We start from the raw sequence: 18438 nt of genomic DNA on the forward strand, positions 1-18438 counted from the left end.
ATCTGCAGTTTATGTCAATTCCAGGGAAATTCTCCACACCTGCAATCATTCTTAGGTTTAGTTAGGATTGAAGAAATCAAATATTTGCTTTTAAACAATAAAGCCAATCCGACGGATTGGCTTTATTAAATGTTTAATAGGAAACTTTTCTTATGCACCAGGGTTTATTGAGAAACTCCCGTCACCGACAAAATCAGTTAATGTGATGGTTATTGTCCAGTCACCTGGTGTTCCTTCGGTTGAAACTCCATATTTTGAATCATCCCCTACACCCCTTGTAAGAGTATAGTCTGAAACCACATTCCCATCAGCATCTTCCATAACGAGTCTGAAAGAACCACCCTTTGCAGCTGTTATATCCATATTATACTCAGCACGCGCCTGTGGATTATTCCAGGAATAGCTTCTTATAATACTTCCGCCATCACCTGTTACATCACCTCCGAGATCACTTTGAACTTCATTTATTGAAACATTTGCAGTCGGTTCGTCATCGTTACAAGACGAAACAAAAGCCAAAAGTGACAAACACATAAAAATTAAACGTAATCGTTTCATAACTAAATAAATAATTGATTTTTTACAGGCATATATACCGTTGCACATTTATCAGTAACCCCTAAGCAAAGATTTTTTAGCATTAGCCGGGTATTGAGTGTGCTACAATTCATGGTTGTTTCCCAATCACTCTATAGCCACTCACACGTAATTTTATTAAATTGTCTGCATGCCAATTGCTATACATTAACGCTGTGAAGTCTCCAAATAACAGGCTGAAATTTCAGCTCCAACAGGTACTCCTGATCACCCTTTTCTGGATGATCATTTCTGCATTTGAATTCCTGATTCAGTATTCGGTTATTATTTTCCTGGATTTGAATTTCAGCAGCGAGATGGCCGTCCCCTACCTGTTGATAAATATTGTTGTCGGAATGGTTGCCGGACTTATCGGTGGAAGTATTCTCGTCTTTGTCTGGAACCGATGGCTCCGGTCTATCAGCTATGGCCGTGCACTAGTGAGTATTTTTATTACCTTTTCATTGATCTATTTATGTGTTTACCTGATCATTAATGCGATCTCCATTCAATTCAGCATCTTTCCTCCCGCCCCGGATCTGACCGTTACCCGTCATGCCTGGCCCATCCTGATCCAGTATGTGAATTGGCTTGTGATCGGTCTTGGCACATTATTTTTTCTTCAGGTCAATGACAAATACGGGCCCGGGGTACTGAGTAAATTTCTCATGGGCAAATACTTCCATCCCAGGCCGGAAGAACGGATCTTCATGTTCCTTGATCTGAAATCATCAACCACGATTGCTGAAAAACTGGGTAATGAACAGTATTTCCAGTTCCTCAAGGACGCCTTCACTGCCATAACCCCATCCATACTCAAACACAATGGAGAAATTTACCAGTATGTGGGTGACGAAATAGTGGTTAGCTGGAATATGAATCACCCTAAAAGCTTTCAGAGAGCTATACTGTGTTTTTTTGATATATCCGATTCCATATCCGGGGATGAAAATTTCAAAAAACGTTACCAGGTACAGCCGGAATTTAAAGCAGGAATTCATGGCGGGATAGTCATTGCGGGAGAAATGGGAATTATTAAGCGGGAAATTGCCTATTCAGGAGATGTGCTGAATACAACCTCGCGGATCCAGGAAAGTTGCAAGCAGTTTGATGCTCACCTGCTGATTTCCAACTATATTTATGAAAAGGTGAAACATCTGGATTCGGTGCGATTTGAGCAAATTGGAAGTATTCCTCTCCGTGGTAAGAATAAACCGCTTGAGTTATTCAAGGTTGAAGTGCCTGAATACTAAAATACCCTACGCTGAAAATCGGGGGATCGTTTAAATTATAAATTCACATATTTCTTCATTAATATAAGATTAAACTGAATGCCCAAACTATTTCGACGAGTACGACAGCAGATTTTAAATGCAGGTCTAATAAGAAAACCGACTACCCCCACCGGAAAATATATAGTATATGCTGCAGGAGAAATTTTTCTTGTGGTAGTTGGTATTTTAATTGCTCTCCAGATCAACAACTGGAATGAGAACCGCAAATTGCAGAATGAAGAGCTGAAATTATTGTTCGATATTAAATCGAACCTGGAAACCACGCTCATTAACCTCAAAACTGACACAATCAATAATGCGCGTGATGTACGGCATTATGAAAAAATTGAATACTTTGTAAAAAATGACTTGCCCTACGCTGATGAACTCGACACTGCATTTGGAAGATTTACGTTTTGGAATAGTCCGTACATTACCGCTACTGCGTATAATTCACTTCAATCCAAGGGTCTTGATATTATTAAAAATGAGACACTCAAAAACGATATAGTCAATATGTATGAGGTAAGTTCCAAAGTGCTGACCTATGACTATGATGATACGGAATGGACATTGTCACAAACTGTGGTCCTGCCGTTTTTTTCAAAACATATGAGACGCCTGCATGAGGAATCTCTGTTTCTTTCCAGGCCCAACGACTTTGAAGCACTGAAAAAAAATGATGAATTTTTGAATATATTAAGTATGCTCCTGAGACAGAGAAAACGAGGAATTCAATATTACAAGGGGGCGATAATATCCATTGAAAAACTGATTCATGATATTGAAATGGAGTTGAATAAACGTTCATGAGCATTCAAACCCGGAGACACTGTATTATAATTCTATGCGTATATTCAAAATAGTCATAATCGGTCTCCTGCTCCTGCTGGTGCCGGTTCTGTATATCTTTCTTACCACCGGATTTTTCAGAACCATCGAGAATTACTCCGATCTTGCGGTCCAGGAAACGATGTTCCTTCCGGGATCCGAGGATATGGCCATCAGCAGGTCCGACAGCTTCCTGATCATCTCCGCGACTGACCGCAAATTCTATGATCCCACCGATGGCTTTGTGAACGGGTTATACCTGGTCGACCTGAAGCAGTCTGAATGGAAGCCTGTGCTCCTCTCCTCTTCTTTTCAAGGTGAATTTAACCCGCACGGAATATCCATGATACAGACTGGCGAAACCTACCAGATCGTCGCCATTAATCATACTTCGGAATACCATTCGGTAGAAGTCTTCACCTTCGACGGATCAGTACTGTCGCATGAGGAGACCATAACAGATCCTGCCCTGGTAAGTCCGAATGATCTCGTACTCACAGCCCCCGATAAATTCTACATCACCAACGATCATGGCTATACAAAGGGCTTCATGCGGCTCCTGGAAGACTATGGCGGAATTGCCTTCTCCAATGTCCTGTATTATGATGGCGATTCCTTTACAGAAGCGGCAGAAAACATTGCCTATGCCAATGGGATCAATTATGATCAGGACAGAGCTCTCCTGTATGTCGCTTCACCCAGAAGTTTTACGATTAAGGTTTATCATGAAACGTCAGCTGGATCAATCGATTTTATGGGTAACATAAAGTGCGGTACGGGTGCAGATAATATTGAGCTGGATGAATCCGGTGTCCTTTATACGGCCGGACATCCAAACCTGCTGAAGTTTACTTCCTACGCTACAGGAAAATCGGAATATGCTCCTTCCGAAGTCTTAAAAATCACCTATTCCGATAAGGATGACTATAAGCTTGAAAGGCTTTACCTGGATTCAGGCGAGAAGCTGTCCGCGTCATCCGTTGCCTGTAAGTATGGCGAATTCATCTTCGTAGGAACGGTAATGGACGATGAAGTTCTGATTCTTCAAAGCAAAGGTAACTGATTGTATTTTAGATAATTTGATGGAAATCAATGTTGCTCCCGCCATTCATTCTCACTCTGTCATTAAGCGTTGCGGAATTTTAAAATAGAGCATCAATCTCTCTTAGCTTAATGACATTGGAAGGTGGCTAAAGGGGTGTTTCTCCTCGAGGGGAAGGAAACTGCACAGAACAGATCCCCGCCCGACTCCCACAATGTCTTAGGGACATGCGGGAGTACCGCAGGGATGACGATGGAAGTAGTTCCCGCACTCATTCTCATTCTCACTCTGTCATTAAGCGTTGCAGAATTTTAAAATAGAGCATCAACCTCTCTTAGCTTAATGACATTTAGCCCCTATAATGGGGAAAATAAAGGTGTGCACGGACAACCGCAACAACATGGTATTGGAACAGCGCCGATAACTACTGGAATACCTGCAATGTGGGATCTGCCTTCAATGCGACAGGATAAATGACAGCTATAATACTGTCCTTCTTTTTTAATTCGATCTGGCTTAATTCCGCCTGTATAGCATTTTCCGAGGCTCTTTGGGCATTTTGTTCCGCCATCACGGCATTTTGCTCCGCAAGAATTCGCTGTTCTTTTGCTTTGATTCCCTGCATTACGGCGTAAACGAACATCAGTGTATTGGAAAGCACAAGGATAATAATCAGGATATTTCGAATCTTCATATTGTATTATTTATTAGTAATACAATAATTAGAAAAAAGGTAAACTTTGACAAATAATCTATTCAGGATATCCTTCCTTTTGAGCCACAATTTTACATCAGTTTATAGGTGAGAATATGATTATCGGATCTTCAAAAAAATACAATCCACCCCAAACCCCTTATTGTGGGGAAGAACCTGATTCGGGCGGACAGCCCAAAATCTATTTTATGTTTTCTGATACCAAAAAAGAAAGGCGGCCTGAAATCAGACCGCCCCTACTAACTATTCAAAACCTGAATTGAATTATTTCAGATCGAAACGATCGAGGTTCATTACTTTCGTCCATGCTGCAACGAAATCCTTCAGGAATTTCTCCTGGGAATCTCCACAGCCATAAACCTCTGCCAGTGCACGCAGTTCAGAATTCGATCCAAAAATCAGATCCACGCGTGTTCCGGTCCATTTCACATTTCCTGTCTTGCGATCACGTCCTTCAAAAACTTCCTGTGAATCGGATGTGGCTTCCCATTTGGTGCCCATATCCAGTAAATTCACAAAGAAATCATTGGTCAGTGCTTCCGGATGATCGGTAAATACACCGTGCTTCGACTTATCATAGTTGGTGTTCAGTACTCGCATACCACCTACCAATACTGTCATTTCCGGTGGAGTCAACGTCATCAACTGCGACTTGTCGACCAACATCTCTTCTGTAGAAGCCGAGATTCTGGCGTCATTGGCTTTGTAGTTTCTGAATCCATCAGCGGTTGGTTCAAGAACTGCAAATGCTTCTGCATCTGTCTGCTCTTCCAGCGCATCCGCACGTCCCGGAGTGAACGGAACGGAAATGTTATGTCCGGCATTCTTAGCCGCTTTTTCAATTCCCGCACAACCGGCAAGAACGATCAGGTCTGCCAGGGAAACCATTTTATTTCCTGACTGCGCGTCATTGAATGCTCCCTGAATGCCTTCCAGCACATCAAGTACTTTAGACAGTTGAGCAGGATTATTCACTTCCCAGTTTTTCTGAGGTGCGAATCGGATACGTGCACCATTGGCACCGCCACGCTTATCTGATCCACGGAATGTAGATGCTGAAGCCCATGCGGTAGAAACAAGTTCTGAAACGCTTAATCCCGATGCGAGGATCTTGTCTTTCAATCCGGCAATATCCTGATCATTGATCAATTCGTGCGTTACTTCAGGAATCGGATCCTGCCAGATCAAATCCTCCGCAGGTACTTCCGGTCCGAGGTAGCGCGACTTCGGTCCCATGTCACGGTGTGTCAGCTTGAACCACGCACGTGCAAATGCATCAGCGAACTCATCAGGGTTCTCATAGAAACGACGTGAGATCTTTTCGTATTCAGGATCTACGCGAAGCGCAAGGTCTGTAGTAAGCATGAATGGCGCATGGCTCTTATTTGGATCATGCGCATCAGGCACTGTTCCTTCACCAGCACCGTCTTTTGGCTTCCACTGGAAAGCACCAGCCGGGCTTTTGGTCAGTTCCCATTCGAAACCGAACAGGTTCTCGAAATAGTTGTTGCTCCACTTGGTAGGTGTGGTAGTCCAGGCACCTTCCAATCCACTGGTGATGGTGTCACCCGCGTTTCCTGTTCCGAAGTTATTCTTCCAGCCCAGTCCCTGCATTTCAATACCTGCTCCTTCTGGCTCTGCTTCCACATACTTAGAAGGATCAGCAGCGCCGTGTGTTTTTCCAAATGTATGTCCGCCCGCGATCAACGCCACAGTCTCTTCGTCATTCATCGCCATACGGCCGAATGTTTCACGGATGTCTTTTGCAGCAGCCATCGGATCAGGCTTACCGTTAGGTCCTTCAGGGTTCACATAGATCAGACCCATCTGCACTGCTCCAAGCGGATTCTCCAGCTCACGATCTCCTGTGTAACGCTTGTCTCCAAGCCATTCACCTTCTGCTCCCCAATAGATATCCTCTTCAGGCTCCCATACATCGGCTCTTCCGCCACCGAAACCAAACGTCTCAAATCCCATTGATTCCAACGCACAGTTACCGGCGAGGATCATCAGGTCTGCCCATGATAGTTTCCTTCCATATTTTTGCTTGATTGGCCAAAGCAACAGTCGCGCCTTATCCAGGTTTGCATTGTCAGGCCAGCTGTTGAGGGGCGCAAAACGCTGTGTTCCTGCACCTCCGCCACCACGACCGTCGGCAATACGATAGGTTCCTGCACTGTGCCATGCCATCCGGATAAAGAACGGTCCGTAATGCCCGTAATCTGCAGGCCACCAATCCTGAGAATTGGTCATCACTTCGTAAAGATCTTTCTTTACGGCTGCCAGATCGAGCGTTTTAAATTCCGCTTCGTAATCAAAATCCTCTCCCATCGGGTCCGACAGGTTTGAGTGCTGACGGAGGATATGCAGATTTAACTGATTTGGCCACCAGTCACGGTTCGAAGTACCAGTCCCTGCTGTGTACTTCAGCGGTCCGCCCATGAACGGGCATTTGCTTGAATCGTTCACATTGAAGCTAGTGTCACTTGCTGATGTGTGGTTATGTTCCATTTTACTTTATTGATTTAGATTGTTTGAGTTCAAAATTGCGATAATCTTTATTTATAAATATTATCCATGTATCAGATTAACTTATAACTAAGGGTAATGTTCAGACTCATATAATTTACGGAAAATAAGCCCTAATTAAAAGCTAAATGAACATTGAGAATGGTAGCTCCTGAGAATAATTACTGTCACCGCACCGTATGGTTTCAGGAAAATGCAGGGACCCTTATTAGCCTGACAAAAATTGTAATATAGCTGCAATAAATAATGGATTGTAAAATTCCGACAAGACTCAGGCAGGCAAAATGCCTTGCTTGCTTTGCTGAAGTCTGACAAAGGCTTCAGCATATTGATAACCGCCTTCCATTCCCCGGAAGATTTCCATTTTCCCGTGATCCTGATCGTAGGTTTCCCTTATTTTCTGACTTTCATGAACAAAGCAGGCATCCCATTTCCGCTTAATGGTCCCGGAGATATCTACATAATCCGTTGGATTGAAATTCATGGTTTGTGAACCCGTCATCACCTCATAATAATAAAATGCCTGTTTCCTTCCTCCGTACAACCATGCATCATATACCATTAGCGCACAAGCCCGGTGATCCCGGTGTGTATCAACCGGCCATTGGGTAAAAATGATATCCGGTTTTTCAGATGCAATGATGCTGCCGATCTTCTTATTCCATTCATTGGTCACCATGGTATCTCCGTCAACCTGACCGGCAAACAGTGGCTTCGCACCGAGTATTTTACACGCTGCTTCTGCTTCGTGGGTCCGGATGGCAGCCGCTTCTTCATGACCGGTTCCCGGAATACCTGCCTCTCCCCTGGTGAGATATAGAACGGTCACATCATGGCCTGCCTGGGAGTACCGGGCAATGGTTCCGCCACATCCGGTCTCCGGGTCATCAGGATGAGCTCCTGTGACCAGAATTTTCATTTTCTCCGCTGATTTGCGCCATACATCAGCACCAATAGAGCTCGAGGCAATAATGCCCGCAGCGCCAGATTTTAATATTTCACGTCTTTTCATCAACCTGCATTTTAACCCATGTTAATGCTTTCCACGTGAATTCAAAAGAACTTTTTATTTCATTACGATTTGTCCGTAACAGCCCCTATTTTACCCCCATTAAGTGGGGTGGGTTCGGCATCTTTTATTGTTCAATTGGATGTGATCTTCTCCCTTTTACAGGCTTCGCTTTCGGAGGTTGAATGAACCCGTGCCAGCCGGCGGCTTTACCGGTCCGATTTCTGGCATCCCTTCTATCAGCTCACGCACGATACGCTCCGATTCGGCACGCTCACGACGGTTTAATTCAGTTTTGGCAGTAGTTTCCTCATCATAATAGACCAGGGCGATCAGGATGAAATGTGTGATGACCGGCAGAAATGTACTGATCGCAAACCAAAGCCAGAACGAACGGCCATAGGAATACGCAAAGTACCCGGCGACCAGGGGGATCATCAGGTAAAACGCGACAATGGCCAGGACAATATCTACGAGCATCCGGTAAGTTATCTGTTATAAGTGGGAACACGACCGAATCCTACTTTGTTCGCATCCTGAAAAATTTTTCTCACTTCAGACGACACGTTCCTCAATCTTCCCGGTTTCCTTATGTTTGATAATGACCTTTCGGTCTCCATAGTGAGTCTTCTCTTCCTTGATCAAATAATAGTCATCATCATAATCCGTAAGGTGACTGTCCTTGCTGAGACCTGTTAGTCCCCGCCATTCCTTCAGCTCCACCGGTTCCCATTTTTTGGATTTTACCGATTTATAGGCAGCATCCATCACGGCATTCACAATGTAGCCATCATAAAATGTTTCCCTTGGCTGATCTTCATTTTCCATCGCATCAAACATATCCTTGAACATGTGATAGTATCCAAGTTCATTCAGTTCATCCCCTACCGGGAATAACCATCCGCTGTCGCTTTCTGCTTTTTCAGCCACATAGGCACCACTCTTGCCCGATGTGAAGATCTCAAGCCCGGTGCGCATAAAGCCATTACTCCAGATAGTTCCTTCCTCACCCATCACTTCATCCCGCAGATCCAACCCGCCGCGGAAGGTCCAGCTCACCTCAAACTGTCCGATTGCCCCGTTCTCATATTTCACCAGTCCGATCGCATGATCCTCCGCATCAATCGGCTTCACCTGGGTATCAGCCCAGCACATTACCTCTACCGGCAGTATATCCTTTCCAATGAAGGTACGCGCAATTTCTATGCAATGGCATCCAAGATCAAGTATGGCGCCGCCGCCTGCCATCTCTTTGTCCCAGAACCAGTCGCTGTGCGGACCGGGATGGGTCTCCCTGGATTTTGCCCAGAGCACCCTTCCAATGGCGCCATTTCTAACCGCTTCCCAGGATTTGATAAACTTTGGGGTATAAACGAGGTCCTCCAGGTAGCCATTAAAGATTCCGGCCTTTTCTACGGCCTGCATCATGCGGTAGGCTTCTTCGGAATTCCTTCCCAGCGGCTTCGTACAGATAACAGCTTTCTTGTGCTTCACGCAAAGCATCACGGCTTCTTCATGCAGGTGATTCGGAAGCGAAATACAAACCACTTCCACATCCGCCCGGTTGACGGCTTCTTCCATACTGGTTGTATAGAAATCCACTCCATAGTCATCTGCGAATTTCTTTCCTTTTTCTGAAGTTCTTGAATAGACGCTCACCACCTTATCGCGGCTCCTGTTGCCCAGTAGTGCATCTGTGTAAAACCGACCGATGAAACCGGTCCCTAGCATAGCAATATTCATGATTTGACTCTTTTTTCTCTAAATGATACAGCAAACAATAATAAAACGGCAGCAGCGATTCCCGCCGGATACATCCAGATCTGTTGCCAGTCGTGGCCCACTTCAAGATTGAACTTCTCGGTGATCTGGCCTGCCACGATGAATCCAATATACATACCCACGCCGTATGTGGCAAGTGTAATCAGCCCCTGAGCAGAGGACTTGATGTTCTCACCCGCACGCTGCTCGGTATAGATCTGCCCGGTAACAAAAAAGAAATCGTAGCAGATCCCGTGCAGGATAATACCGAGGTAAATGAATGCCATCAGGTCTTCAGCGTTTCCATAACCGAAAAGAATATACCGCAGGGTCCAGGCGCCCATGCCGATCAGCAGCATGACCTTCACGCCGAATTTTCGGAAGAAGAACGGAATTAGCAGCATGAATACGATCTCTGAAACCTGTCCGAACGCCATTTTACCCGCAGCCTGCTCCACACCGATCTCATTCATGAATTTATTGGCTTCCTGGTAGTAGAATGCGAGTGGAATACAGATCAAAATGGAGGCGATGAAGAAAATGAGGTAATTACGGTCTTTCAGTAGTTTCAATGCATCTGTTCCTATGATATCAGCAATGCTCACATCCTTGCCCTTGCTGCCGGGGGGTGTTTCCGGAAGAAAAAAGCTGAAAATGCCGAGTATGGCCGAAGCCACCGCGGCAAGACGGAAGGTATTGACCAGCAGCCCCTGGCTTTCCCAGGTGAACCATCCGATCACAAATCCCGCCAGGATCCATCCGATCGTACCCCAAACCCTGATTCGCGCGAATTCCTTTTCTGGGTCTGCCAGCTGACGAAAGGCTACAGAATTCACCAGTGCCAGTGTTGGCATATACAGGATCATATAGATCAGGATCAGTGGATAGAAACTGCTGAAGTCTTCCTGGAAAGTAATCCAGAATAACAATGCGGCCCCCAGCAGGTGAAGCGCGCCCAGAATACGCTGTGCAGCAAAATACCGGTCCGCTATCAGGCCGATAATGAATGGAGCCAGAATGGCACCCAACGACTGCGTACCATACGCCTGTGCATTCTGTACATCCGAAGCAGCGATGGTCTGACTCAGATATGTACCCATCGTAACGAACCAGGCGCCCCAGATGAAGAATTCAAGAAACATCATGAAGGACAATCGAATCGTTAAGGAGGTTTTCATAGTTGTCATGGTTAAAGGTTACCCTTGATGTTAAGGTATGAAAAAATCTTTGCCTCCGGTGAAAATTTATATCAGCGGGTTATTGACTTCAACCATCGGCTACACCGCGATCACATCCACAGCAACTACCTTATATTCCGGACAGTTCGCAACTTCATCATACACATCCCCTGTGACAGTATTCAGCATGATCTCGGGAAAATGAAATGTTGAACTCACCACACCGGGTTTCACTTCATCTGAAATCCGAACGCGAATTTTAATGGTACCGCGGGCTGATTTAAGCTGTACCGTATCACCATCATGGATGCCCTTTCGGGTAGCATCCCCGGGATTCATCAACAAGACATCTTCAGTAACGATCTCGCGGTTCGGCGTGCGCCGTGTCATCGTGCCGCAATTGTAATGCTCCAGTTCGCGGTTCGTGGTCAGTATTAGCGGGTATGCCACACCGAATTGTTCGATTTCCGGACTTTCAGTATAATCGGTATGCACAAACAATCCCTTGCCTCTTCCAAACGTCTCTGTATGTAAAATTTCAGTATCCTCCCCATTCTCCATTACCGGCCATTGTTTGCCATTTTCTCCAAGCTCTTCCCATTTTACACCCTTGAAGAACGGTACGATCCCCGATATCTCTTTAAGGACTTCCGAAGCCCTGTATGCCGGCTGTTTATAGCCCATTTGGTTCATCATTTCGGCAACAATTTGTCCGTCAGGCTTACTATCATGCAGGGGTTCGATAACCGCATTTACCCGTTGAATCCTTCGCTCGCCGTTGGTGAATGTCCCGCTTTTTTCAAAAAAAGATGATCCCGGCAATATGACGGTTGCCAGCTTCGCAGTTTCCGACATGAATATTTCCTGCATTACCAGAAGATCCAGGTTCTGCAGCGCCTTTCGTACTTTTTCAGTATTCGGTTCGGTCTGCACCACATCTTCTCCCATGATCCAAAGGGCCTTGAGCTCGCCTTCCTGAGCCGCCTCGATCATTTCAGGAATTGTGTATCCTACTTCATGTGGCAGCGATACGCCATAGTGCTGCTCATACTTTTTGCGGTTTTCAGGCACTGTGACATCCAAATAGCCGGCACCCTGATTAGGCTGAACACCCATATCAGCGGAGCCTTGTACATTATTCTGACCGCGTAAAGGATTAACCCCTACCCCAGAACGGCCGATATTTCCGGTAATCATGGCCAGGTCCGCCACCAGTGTGACACCATATGTACCCTGGTGATGCTCTGTAACACCCAGTCCGTGGAACGACATGGCATTTTTAGCTTTTGCATATGTGATAGCTGCCAGTTTTGCCATTTCCCGGTCTACACCCGTGATCTCTTCCGCCTCGTCGATATCCAGATTCAATATTTCTTCCCTGAATTCTTCGAATCCTTCCGTCCGTGAATCAACGAAATCATGATCAATATACCCTTCCGAAATGATGTAATAGAGCATCATATTAAGCAATGCCACATTGGTTCCGGGCCTTAGCTGGAGATGAATATCGGCGTATTTTGCCAGGGTTGTTTTCCTCGGATCAATAACGATCAGCGTTTTACCCTTCATCGCTGCCTGCTTGATCCTGGCGCCGGTTACCGGGTGTGCTTCTGTTGGGTTCGCACCAATCACCAATATGCAATCTGTATCATCAAGGTCCTTAATCGAGTTTGTCGCTGCTCCCGTCCCAAAGGTGCGTTGCATACCCGCGGCTGTAGGTGCATGACAAATACGTGCACATCCATCTATATTATTAGTTCCAATAACAGCACGTATAAACTTCTGCATCAGGTAGTTCTCTTCATTTGTGCAGCGTGAGGATGAGATTCCGGCAATATGATCAGGCCCGTATTCCGACTTGATCTTTTCCAGTCGCTGCGCGATGAAATCATAGGCCTCATCCCAGCTCACCTCTTTGAATTCACCGTTTTCACGAACCATCGGGGAACGGAGACGATCCGGATGATTGTGAAATCCGAAGGCATACCGTCCTTTGAGGCACAAGTGGCCTTTGTTCACTTCTGCATCGGCAGGCGCCCGTACTTTTGTAATCTTTCCGCCCTGGGTGATCACTTCCAGGTTGCAACCTACACCACAATAGGTGCAAACTGTTCTGGTGATTTTCTCATCAGGCGTGCGAATATTGGATTGGAATATATCCGTAATGGCACCGGTCGGACACGTCTGAACACAAGCACCGCAGGACACACAATCAGAATCATTGAATGATTCGCAGGTCCCTTTGATGATATGGCTGTCATAACCCCTGCCGAACATGCTCAATACAAATTCTCCCTGGATCTCGTCGCAGGCTGCCACACACCGGTGACAATTGATACATTTATTGAGGTCGGAAACCATGTAGGGATGACTCCGGTCTGCTTTGAATGCCTCCCGGGTAGCACCTTTATAACCTGATTCACTGACATTCATTGACTTCACCAGCCTTGAAAACTCCGTTTCCTGGTCGTCAGTTACTGTATCCATCGGATAATCGCCGGCCACAAGTCCCAGGATGTTTTTTCGCATACGATGCATTCGATCGGTATGGGGATAAACATGTAATCCGTCTTGAACGGGCGTATGACAGGAGGCAACCACTTTTCTCTCCTCATCGGGTCCCCTGCTGATCTCTACAGTGCAGAGCCGGCAGGCACCAATCGGATTCAGATTTGGATCATAACACAGTGTTGGGATGGAATTTTCCCCCAGGTGTCTTTCAAGGAAAGTGATGAGCATTTCTCCATTCTCGAATGGGAACTGCTTGTCATCTATGAAGGCGATATTTTTTTCCGATTTAATCATTTTTGAAATATGCTTCAATTTCGGAATGGAAATGCCGCAGGATATTCCTGATGGGAGTGGTCAAACCGCTACCCAATCCACATAATGAGCCATACTGAAGTGCTTCCAGTAAATCGCGGAATTCAGTTGAATTGATGCGGGATCCAATGAGGGAAGCTTTAAGGAGTTCAAAACCTCGTTTTGATCCCAAACGGCAGGGAAAGCATTTTCCGCAGGATTCATGGGCAACAAACTCAAACAGATGAATCATATAGTCGATCATCGGAAAAGATTCAGGAATTGCCAGAATACTCGCGTGACCCAGTTCGAAACCCGCCTCCCGGAAAGACTCAAAATCCAGTGTAAGCGAATCAATCATGTTCACGGGCACCACTCCTCCCAACGGTCCGCCGATATGTAAGGCCTTAACAGGCGACCGAAATCCCTGTCCGAGGGTATAGACAACATGCGACAAACTTGTACCCATCAATACTTCATAGACACCGGGCCGGTTGAAGTGACTGTCCAGCGAAACCAGTTTGGTGCCTTTCGATTTAGCCGTTCCCAGCCGGCTGAAAGCCTCACCGCCATGTTCTGCAATGTAGGGCAGATTCGCGAAGGTCTCTACATTATTTACAAGTGTGGGTTTTCCAAATAGTCCTTTTTCTACCGGATATGGCGGACGTACGCGTACTTCCGGACGCTGACCCTCGATAGATGATAACAACGCTGTTTCTTCACCGACTACATAGGAGCCTGCACCTTTAACGATCTCAAATGTGAAAGTGAAGTTGGTATGGTCAGGTTTCAACTGATTCCATTGTGCTGCAGCATCCTGCATGATTCGGAGGCTTTCTGGATATTCAGCACGAACATAAATTATTCCGCTTTGTGCACCTGTAATATATCCCGTCAAGAACATACCAAAGAGCACCTGGTGCGGACGGTGTTCCATGAGATACCGGTCGGAGTAGGATCCGGGATCCCCTTCATCAGCATTGCAAACGATATACTTCACCTTGGAATCAGACTGCAACAACGCGTTAATCTTTACCGACATGGGAAATCCGCCGCCCCCTCTTCCACGTAATTCACTCAACTTTATTTCATGAAGTAAATTTTCTTCATGATCATTTAATATGCTATTTATCAATGGTTTAAAGTCTTCCATATTACTCATCCAGGGCATGAGTACGGAATCCCCGAGATCAGATTCGACATGATACGTATCATATCCGTCGGTTAACTCATCTTTTAATATTCCCCGAACATCTTCGGTGGTACAACCTGAATAGTTTATGCCGTTGTAATGCATGGCGCTGTTTTCATGGCATCTGCCCAGGCAACACATTTCACCGATCTCAGCTGCTCCGACAAGTTGTTCGATGTTCTGTCGCAGCGCTGGTTGTGTTCCGGCAAGCATACAGGCGCTTCCGCTGCATACATATACTTTTTTGCCCTTGTTCGCAGGCTTGAGGAAATCATAAAATGAAGATGAGCCAAGAACATTTGCCGGTCCGACATTGAAATCAGCGGCTATCGTTCCGGCCTGTTCCGGGCTAACTTCTCCTGAATCGGCAGATGCCCTGTGCTGCGCATTCAATAATCCATTTGACAGCGGTTTTCTTGAAAGCAGATGACTTAAGTTGCCCGACATAGGATTGGTGTTTGGATAAAAAGATAATCAGAATTCAAAGTTGGATAGCTGATGCAAGTCAAAGATGGCAGCGATTTTAGTCAGCAATAGACTATTGACTGCCAGAATATTTGGCTGATGATTGCTTCAGACTGCTTTAGGAGCTCTGAGAAATATTTACTAACTAGGGAATTCTCCGATGATATATTTCCCATGACCGAACAACCCAAAGCCCTGAAGCTTACAGTTTTACTCGTTAGCAGCCTTACCATTATGTCGATGGTTACCATTTCGCCAGCCCTTCCACAGATGTCGGAAGCCTTTAAGGATATCCCGAATGCGGAATTCCTCGTAAAGATGGTACTTACCCTTCCGGCATTGTTCATTGCTACGATTTCACCCATTGCCGGACAATTAATCGATCGGTACGGAAGGCTGAAACTTCTTTATGTTTCCATGGTATTGTATGCCGTGGCCGGGGTTTCAGGATTCTTCCTGGATGATCTGTATGTTTTACTGGCGACCCGTGCTTTGCTTGGTGTGGCTGTAGGTGTATCCATGACAGTGGTGAATACACTGGTGGCTGATTATTTCGAAGGACCTGCCCGGCAGAAATTTGTGGGTATTCAGGTAGCGTTCATGTCATTGGGAGGTATCCTTTTTATCGGTCTTGGAGGAGTTTTGGCAGATATTAACTGGCGGTATCCTTTTCTTCTCTATTTGTTCTCGCTGGTCGTTCTGCCACTGGCCCTGAAATACCTTTATGAACCTGAACGTGCTCCGAGACCTGTGCCGGGCGAAGTTCGCAAGAAATCACCGGGTATCATCTGGCTGCTGTTTGTCAATGTGATGGTAATGTGGATTCTGTTCTTCATGATACCGGTCCAGGTACCTTTTCAGATGGTTGAGATTGGCATAGATAGCAATTCAATGGTGGGTGCCGCCATTGCATTAAGTACGCTGTTTTCTGCCGTTTCCTCATTTTCGTATTCACGGATGAAAGATAAATTTAGTTTCTACTCCATATTTGCCGCAGGATACCTGCTCATGGCTGCGGCTTTTGTCATCGTCGCAATGGCCGAGTCCTATCTGATGGTCACACTGGCCATGATGCTGGCGGGTCTTGGAATGGGAATGATGATCCCCAATACAAATATCTGGGTGATGCGGATTGCACCGGTAGAAATAAGAGGGAGAGAGATCGGCAGATTAACCACGTTCTGGTTCCTTGGCCAATTTCTCTCCCCCATCCTGCTGTTACCTGTTTCCAGGAGTTATTCCATTTCAAATACCTTTTATTTTGCTGCCATCGCTCTGCTGGTCATATCTGTCTTTTTCCTTTTGATGCAGATATCATCCTCCCGAAAGCCCGCGGTACAGTGATCAGCCCTCTTTTTCCTTCTCTTCTTTCGGAGGCTTTGGCATAACAAATGTCTCCGGCTGCGGATCCAGCGGCTTGAGCTCCCTGCCTTGCAGGCCCGGATCATCGGCCGATATAAATGTCGATCTGAATGTACTGTGCGTCATCGGCATGGGGTTAACAGGGTCGCCGTTGCTCTTTGTTATTTTCCCACGATACGGGCTCAGATATTCCCACAGCAGGTCACCCTGCGCTGTGACTTCCATGAATCGGGCACGCGGACCTTCATTGATGAATGTGTTGCCATTGGGCATTCTGTGAGCTCCGGAGATAAATCCGCCGAAGAATGAAACTGTGTCCGGAGCGACATATACCCAGGAAGGCTGTGCCGGACCGAACCTTCCATTTTCTCCGAGCACATAATTACCCTGATTATCAACAGGCGGTGTGATTTCATAAATAGCCGAATAGTGAAGACTGTCTTTTCGGTTTGAAGGAATATCATTATTGTACACAGTGATGTTGCCATCACCGGGATATCCTTTTTCAACCCACCTTACATCATGCTGATGATAAAGGCGTCTGTCGGTTGAGTCACCCCGCTGATAATTCTCCGGATTACCCCAGCGATAAAGGAAATCGCCGCCTTTCCCCATTTTACCGCCCGTATGTCCTGCGGCTTCCTCAGTGGTCGTACTGTGGTCAATGATAAATACTTCCGAAAGATTTGGAGAACTGAAAATGATCTGGTCAAGTTCCGCGTTATAATTAATCGCATTGAAATGATATACGTCTGAGCCATCATTTTCAACAGTGGTATTTCTTCGCACCCTTTCCATTTTACGAAGTACTTTCAGACTATCCGCCGTAATCACATTGGGTTCTTCGCCGCTTGCATTGATGTCCAGAAGTTCCGGGTGTTCGGCAGGATTACCATAGTTTTTCTTCGAAGGATCATAATCCTGGATCATATGATCCCACACATGCCATTCCCATACAATTTCCCCGTGTGTCCGGTCGGTAGGCTTGATCTCAATGATCTTATCCGGCCATAATCCTGCTTCAGGGGTAAACTCCGGTTTCCTTCCGGCTGCTATTGCTTCTTCGGCGGTTTTGGCGGTCCATGCAATGGCTAAGACATTCCCATTGGGCATGACTGCTATATCATGATGATGAAGATATTCTTCAGTAGCATATTCAAAATCCCACAGCATTTCACCATCCCAGGAGATCTTTTGTATACGTCCCATCTCTCCGCCTCCGGCGAATACCGGGAAATCGGGATCACTGGCATTGGTCATGATGGAGCCATCTGGCAATAAATACGGACTCAATACAAAATAATTGCCCTTCCACTCGTGGACAACCTGTCCGTCCCTGTTCACCAGGTAAACGGACGGAGAATTCGCTACTGCGAACATTGCATAGCCGTCCGTGAGGTTTTCCTTTTTAGTGATCAGTCCGCGTGGAATAAAATGACCAAACATGTTTTGATCATATTTGGTCGTGTCGCTCTCTTCACCGGAACTCACCGGTTCGGTGGTGGCATTGTTACATTGCATCAGGAGAATTGCCAGGAATGCACAGGTAACACTGGTTAGAAATTTTTTCATGAAGTTGGTTGGTAGTTAGGTTAGTTCAGAGGATTAATCGGTACATGAATAATTAAAAGATATTAATTGATTAATGATTCGATATAGTCCTGGTTCAAAATAATATACTAAAAAATATAGATTTTAGAAT

At 45.8% G+C, this 18438-nt stretch carries 14 protein-coding genes; 4 read left to right on the forward strand and 10 right to left on the reverse strand.

The window, feature by feature from the left end:
• Window positions 1-150 precede the first annotated feature (150 nt).
• The gene (locus LDX50_RS12360; protein ID WP_225697603.1) at window positions 151-558 is read right to left on the reverse strand and encodes a hypothetical protein; all 408 of its coding nucleotides are present in this window, start codon (window positions 556-558) and stop codon (window positions 151-153) included.
• Window positions 559-752: 194 nt separating this feature from the next.
• Between LDX50_RS12360 and LDX50_RS31010 the strand changes: the two genes are divergently transcribed.
• The 3 genes from LDX50_RS31010 to LDX50_RS12375 all read left to right on the forward strand — a co-directional run bounded on the left by LDX50_RS31010 (window position 753) and on the right by LDX50_RS12375 (window position 3744).
• Window positions 753-1829 carry an adenylate/guanylate cyclase domain-containing protein gene (locus LDX50_RS31010; RefSeq protein WP_225697604.1) on the forward strand — a complete coding sequence of 359 codons (1077 nt, stop codon included), beginning with the start codon at window positions 753-755 and terminating at the stop codon, window positions 1827-1829.
• A gap of 78 nt (window positions 1830-1907) precedes the next feature.
• On the forward strand, window positions 1908-2663 hold the full coding sequence (locus tag LDX50_RS12370; protein ID WP_225697605.1) for a DUF6090 family protein: 756 nt from the start codon (window positions 1908-1910) through the stop codon (window positions 2661-2663).
• Between the two features lie 34 nt (window positions 2664-2697).
• Entirely contained in the window at window positions 2698-3744 is a 1047-nt protein-coding gene (locus LDX50_RS12375; protein WP_225697606.1) for a hypothetical protein, read from the forward strand.
• 403 nt (window positions 3745-4147) lie between these two features.
• On the opposite strand, the gene LDX50_RS12380 is transcribed toward LDX50_RS12375, so the two are convergent.
• The 8 genes from LDX50_RS12380 to LDX50_RS12415 all read right to left on the reverse strand — a co-directional run bounded on the left by LDX50_RS12380 (window position 4148) and on the right by LDX50_RS12415 (window position 15356).
• Entirely contained in the window at window positions 4148-4417 is a 270-nt protein-coding gene (locus tag LDX50_RS12380) for a hypothetical protein (protein WP_225697607.1), read from the reverse strand.
• A 285-nt stretch (window positions 4418-4702) separates the two neighbouring features.
• Window positions 4703-6949: a catalase/peroxidase HPI gene (gene katG / locus LDX50_RS12385; protein ID WP_255647346.1), complete on the reverse strand. Its 2247-nt coding sequence runs from the start codon at window positions 6947-6949 to the stop codon at window positions 4703-4705.
• A 289-nt stretch (window positions 6950-7238) separates the two neighbouring features.
• Window positions 7239-7979 carry a PIG-L deacetylase family protein gene (locus tag LDX50_RS12390; RefSeq protein ID WP_225697608.1) on the reverse strand — a complete coding sequence of 247 codons (741 nt, stop codon included), beginning with the start codon at window positions 7977-7979 and terminating at the stop codon, window positions 7239-7241.
• A 156-nt stretch (window positions 7980-8135) separates the two neighbouring features.
• Window positions 8136-8456, reverse strand: a complete 321-nt coding sequence (locus LDX50_RS12395) for a hypothetical protein (RefSeq protein ID WP_225697609.1) — start codon at window positions 8454-8456, stop codon at window positions 8136-8138.
• 75 nt (window positions 8457-8531) lie between these two features.
• Window positions 8532-9722, reverse strand: coding sequence for a Gfo/Idh/MocA family protein (locus LDX50_RS12400; RefSeq protein WP_225698743.1), 1191 nt, complete (start codon window positions 9720-9722; stop codon window positions 8532-8534).
• Entirely contained in the window at window positions 9716-10915 is a 1200-nt protein-coding gene (locus LDX50_RS12405; protein ID WP_225697610.1) for a nucleoside permease, read from the reverse strand. Before LDX50_RS12405 ends, LDX50_RS12400 begins: the two co-directional genes overlap by 7 nt.
• Window positions 10916-11014: 99 nt before the next feature.
• Complete coding sequence (gene fdhF / locus LDX50_RS12410) at window positions 11015-13720, reverse strand: formate dehydrogenase subunit alpha (RefSeq protein ID WP_225697611.1); 2706 nt, start codon at window positions 13718-13720, stop codon at window positions 11015-11017.
• Window positions 13713-15356, reverse strand: a complete 1644-nt coding sequence (locus LDX50_RS12415; RefSeq protein ID WP_225697612.1) for an NADH-ubiquinone oxidoreductase-F iron-sulfur binding region domain-containing protein — start codon at window positions 15354-15356, stop codon at window positions 13713-13715. Before LDX50_RS12415 ends, fdhF begins: the two co-directional genes overlap by 8 nt.
• Window positions 15357-15548: 192 nt before the next feature.
• Here LDX50_RS12415 and LDX50_RS12420 point away from each other — a divergent pair, with 192 nt between their 5' ends.
• Complete coding sequence (locus LDX50_RS12420) at window positions 15549-16718, forward strand: MFS transporter (protein ID WP_225697613.1); 1170 nt, start codon at window positions 15549-15551, stop codon at window positions 16716-16718.
• Here LDX50_RS12420 and LDX50_RS12425 read toward each other — a convergent pair whose 3' ends face one another.
• Window positions 16719-18308: an aryl-sulfate sulfotransferase gene (locus LDX50_RS12425; protein ID WP_225697614.1), complete on the reverse strand. Its 1590-nt coding sequence runs from the start codon at window positions 18306-18308 to the stop codon at window positions 16719-16721.
• Window positions 18309-18438: the final 130 nt, after the last annotated feature.

The sequence above is a fragment of the Fulvivirga sedimenti genome (assembly GCF_020328055.1).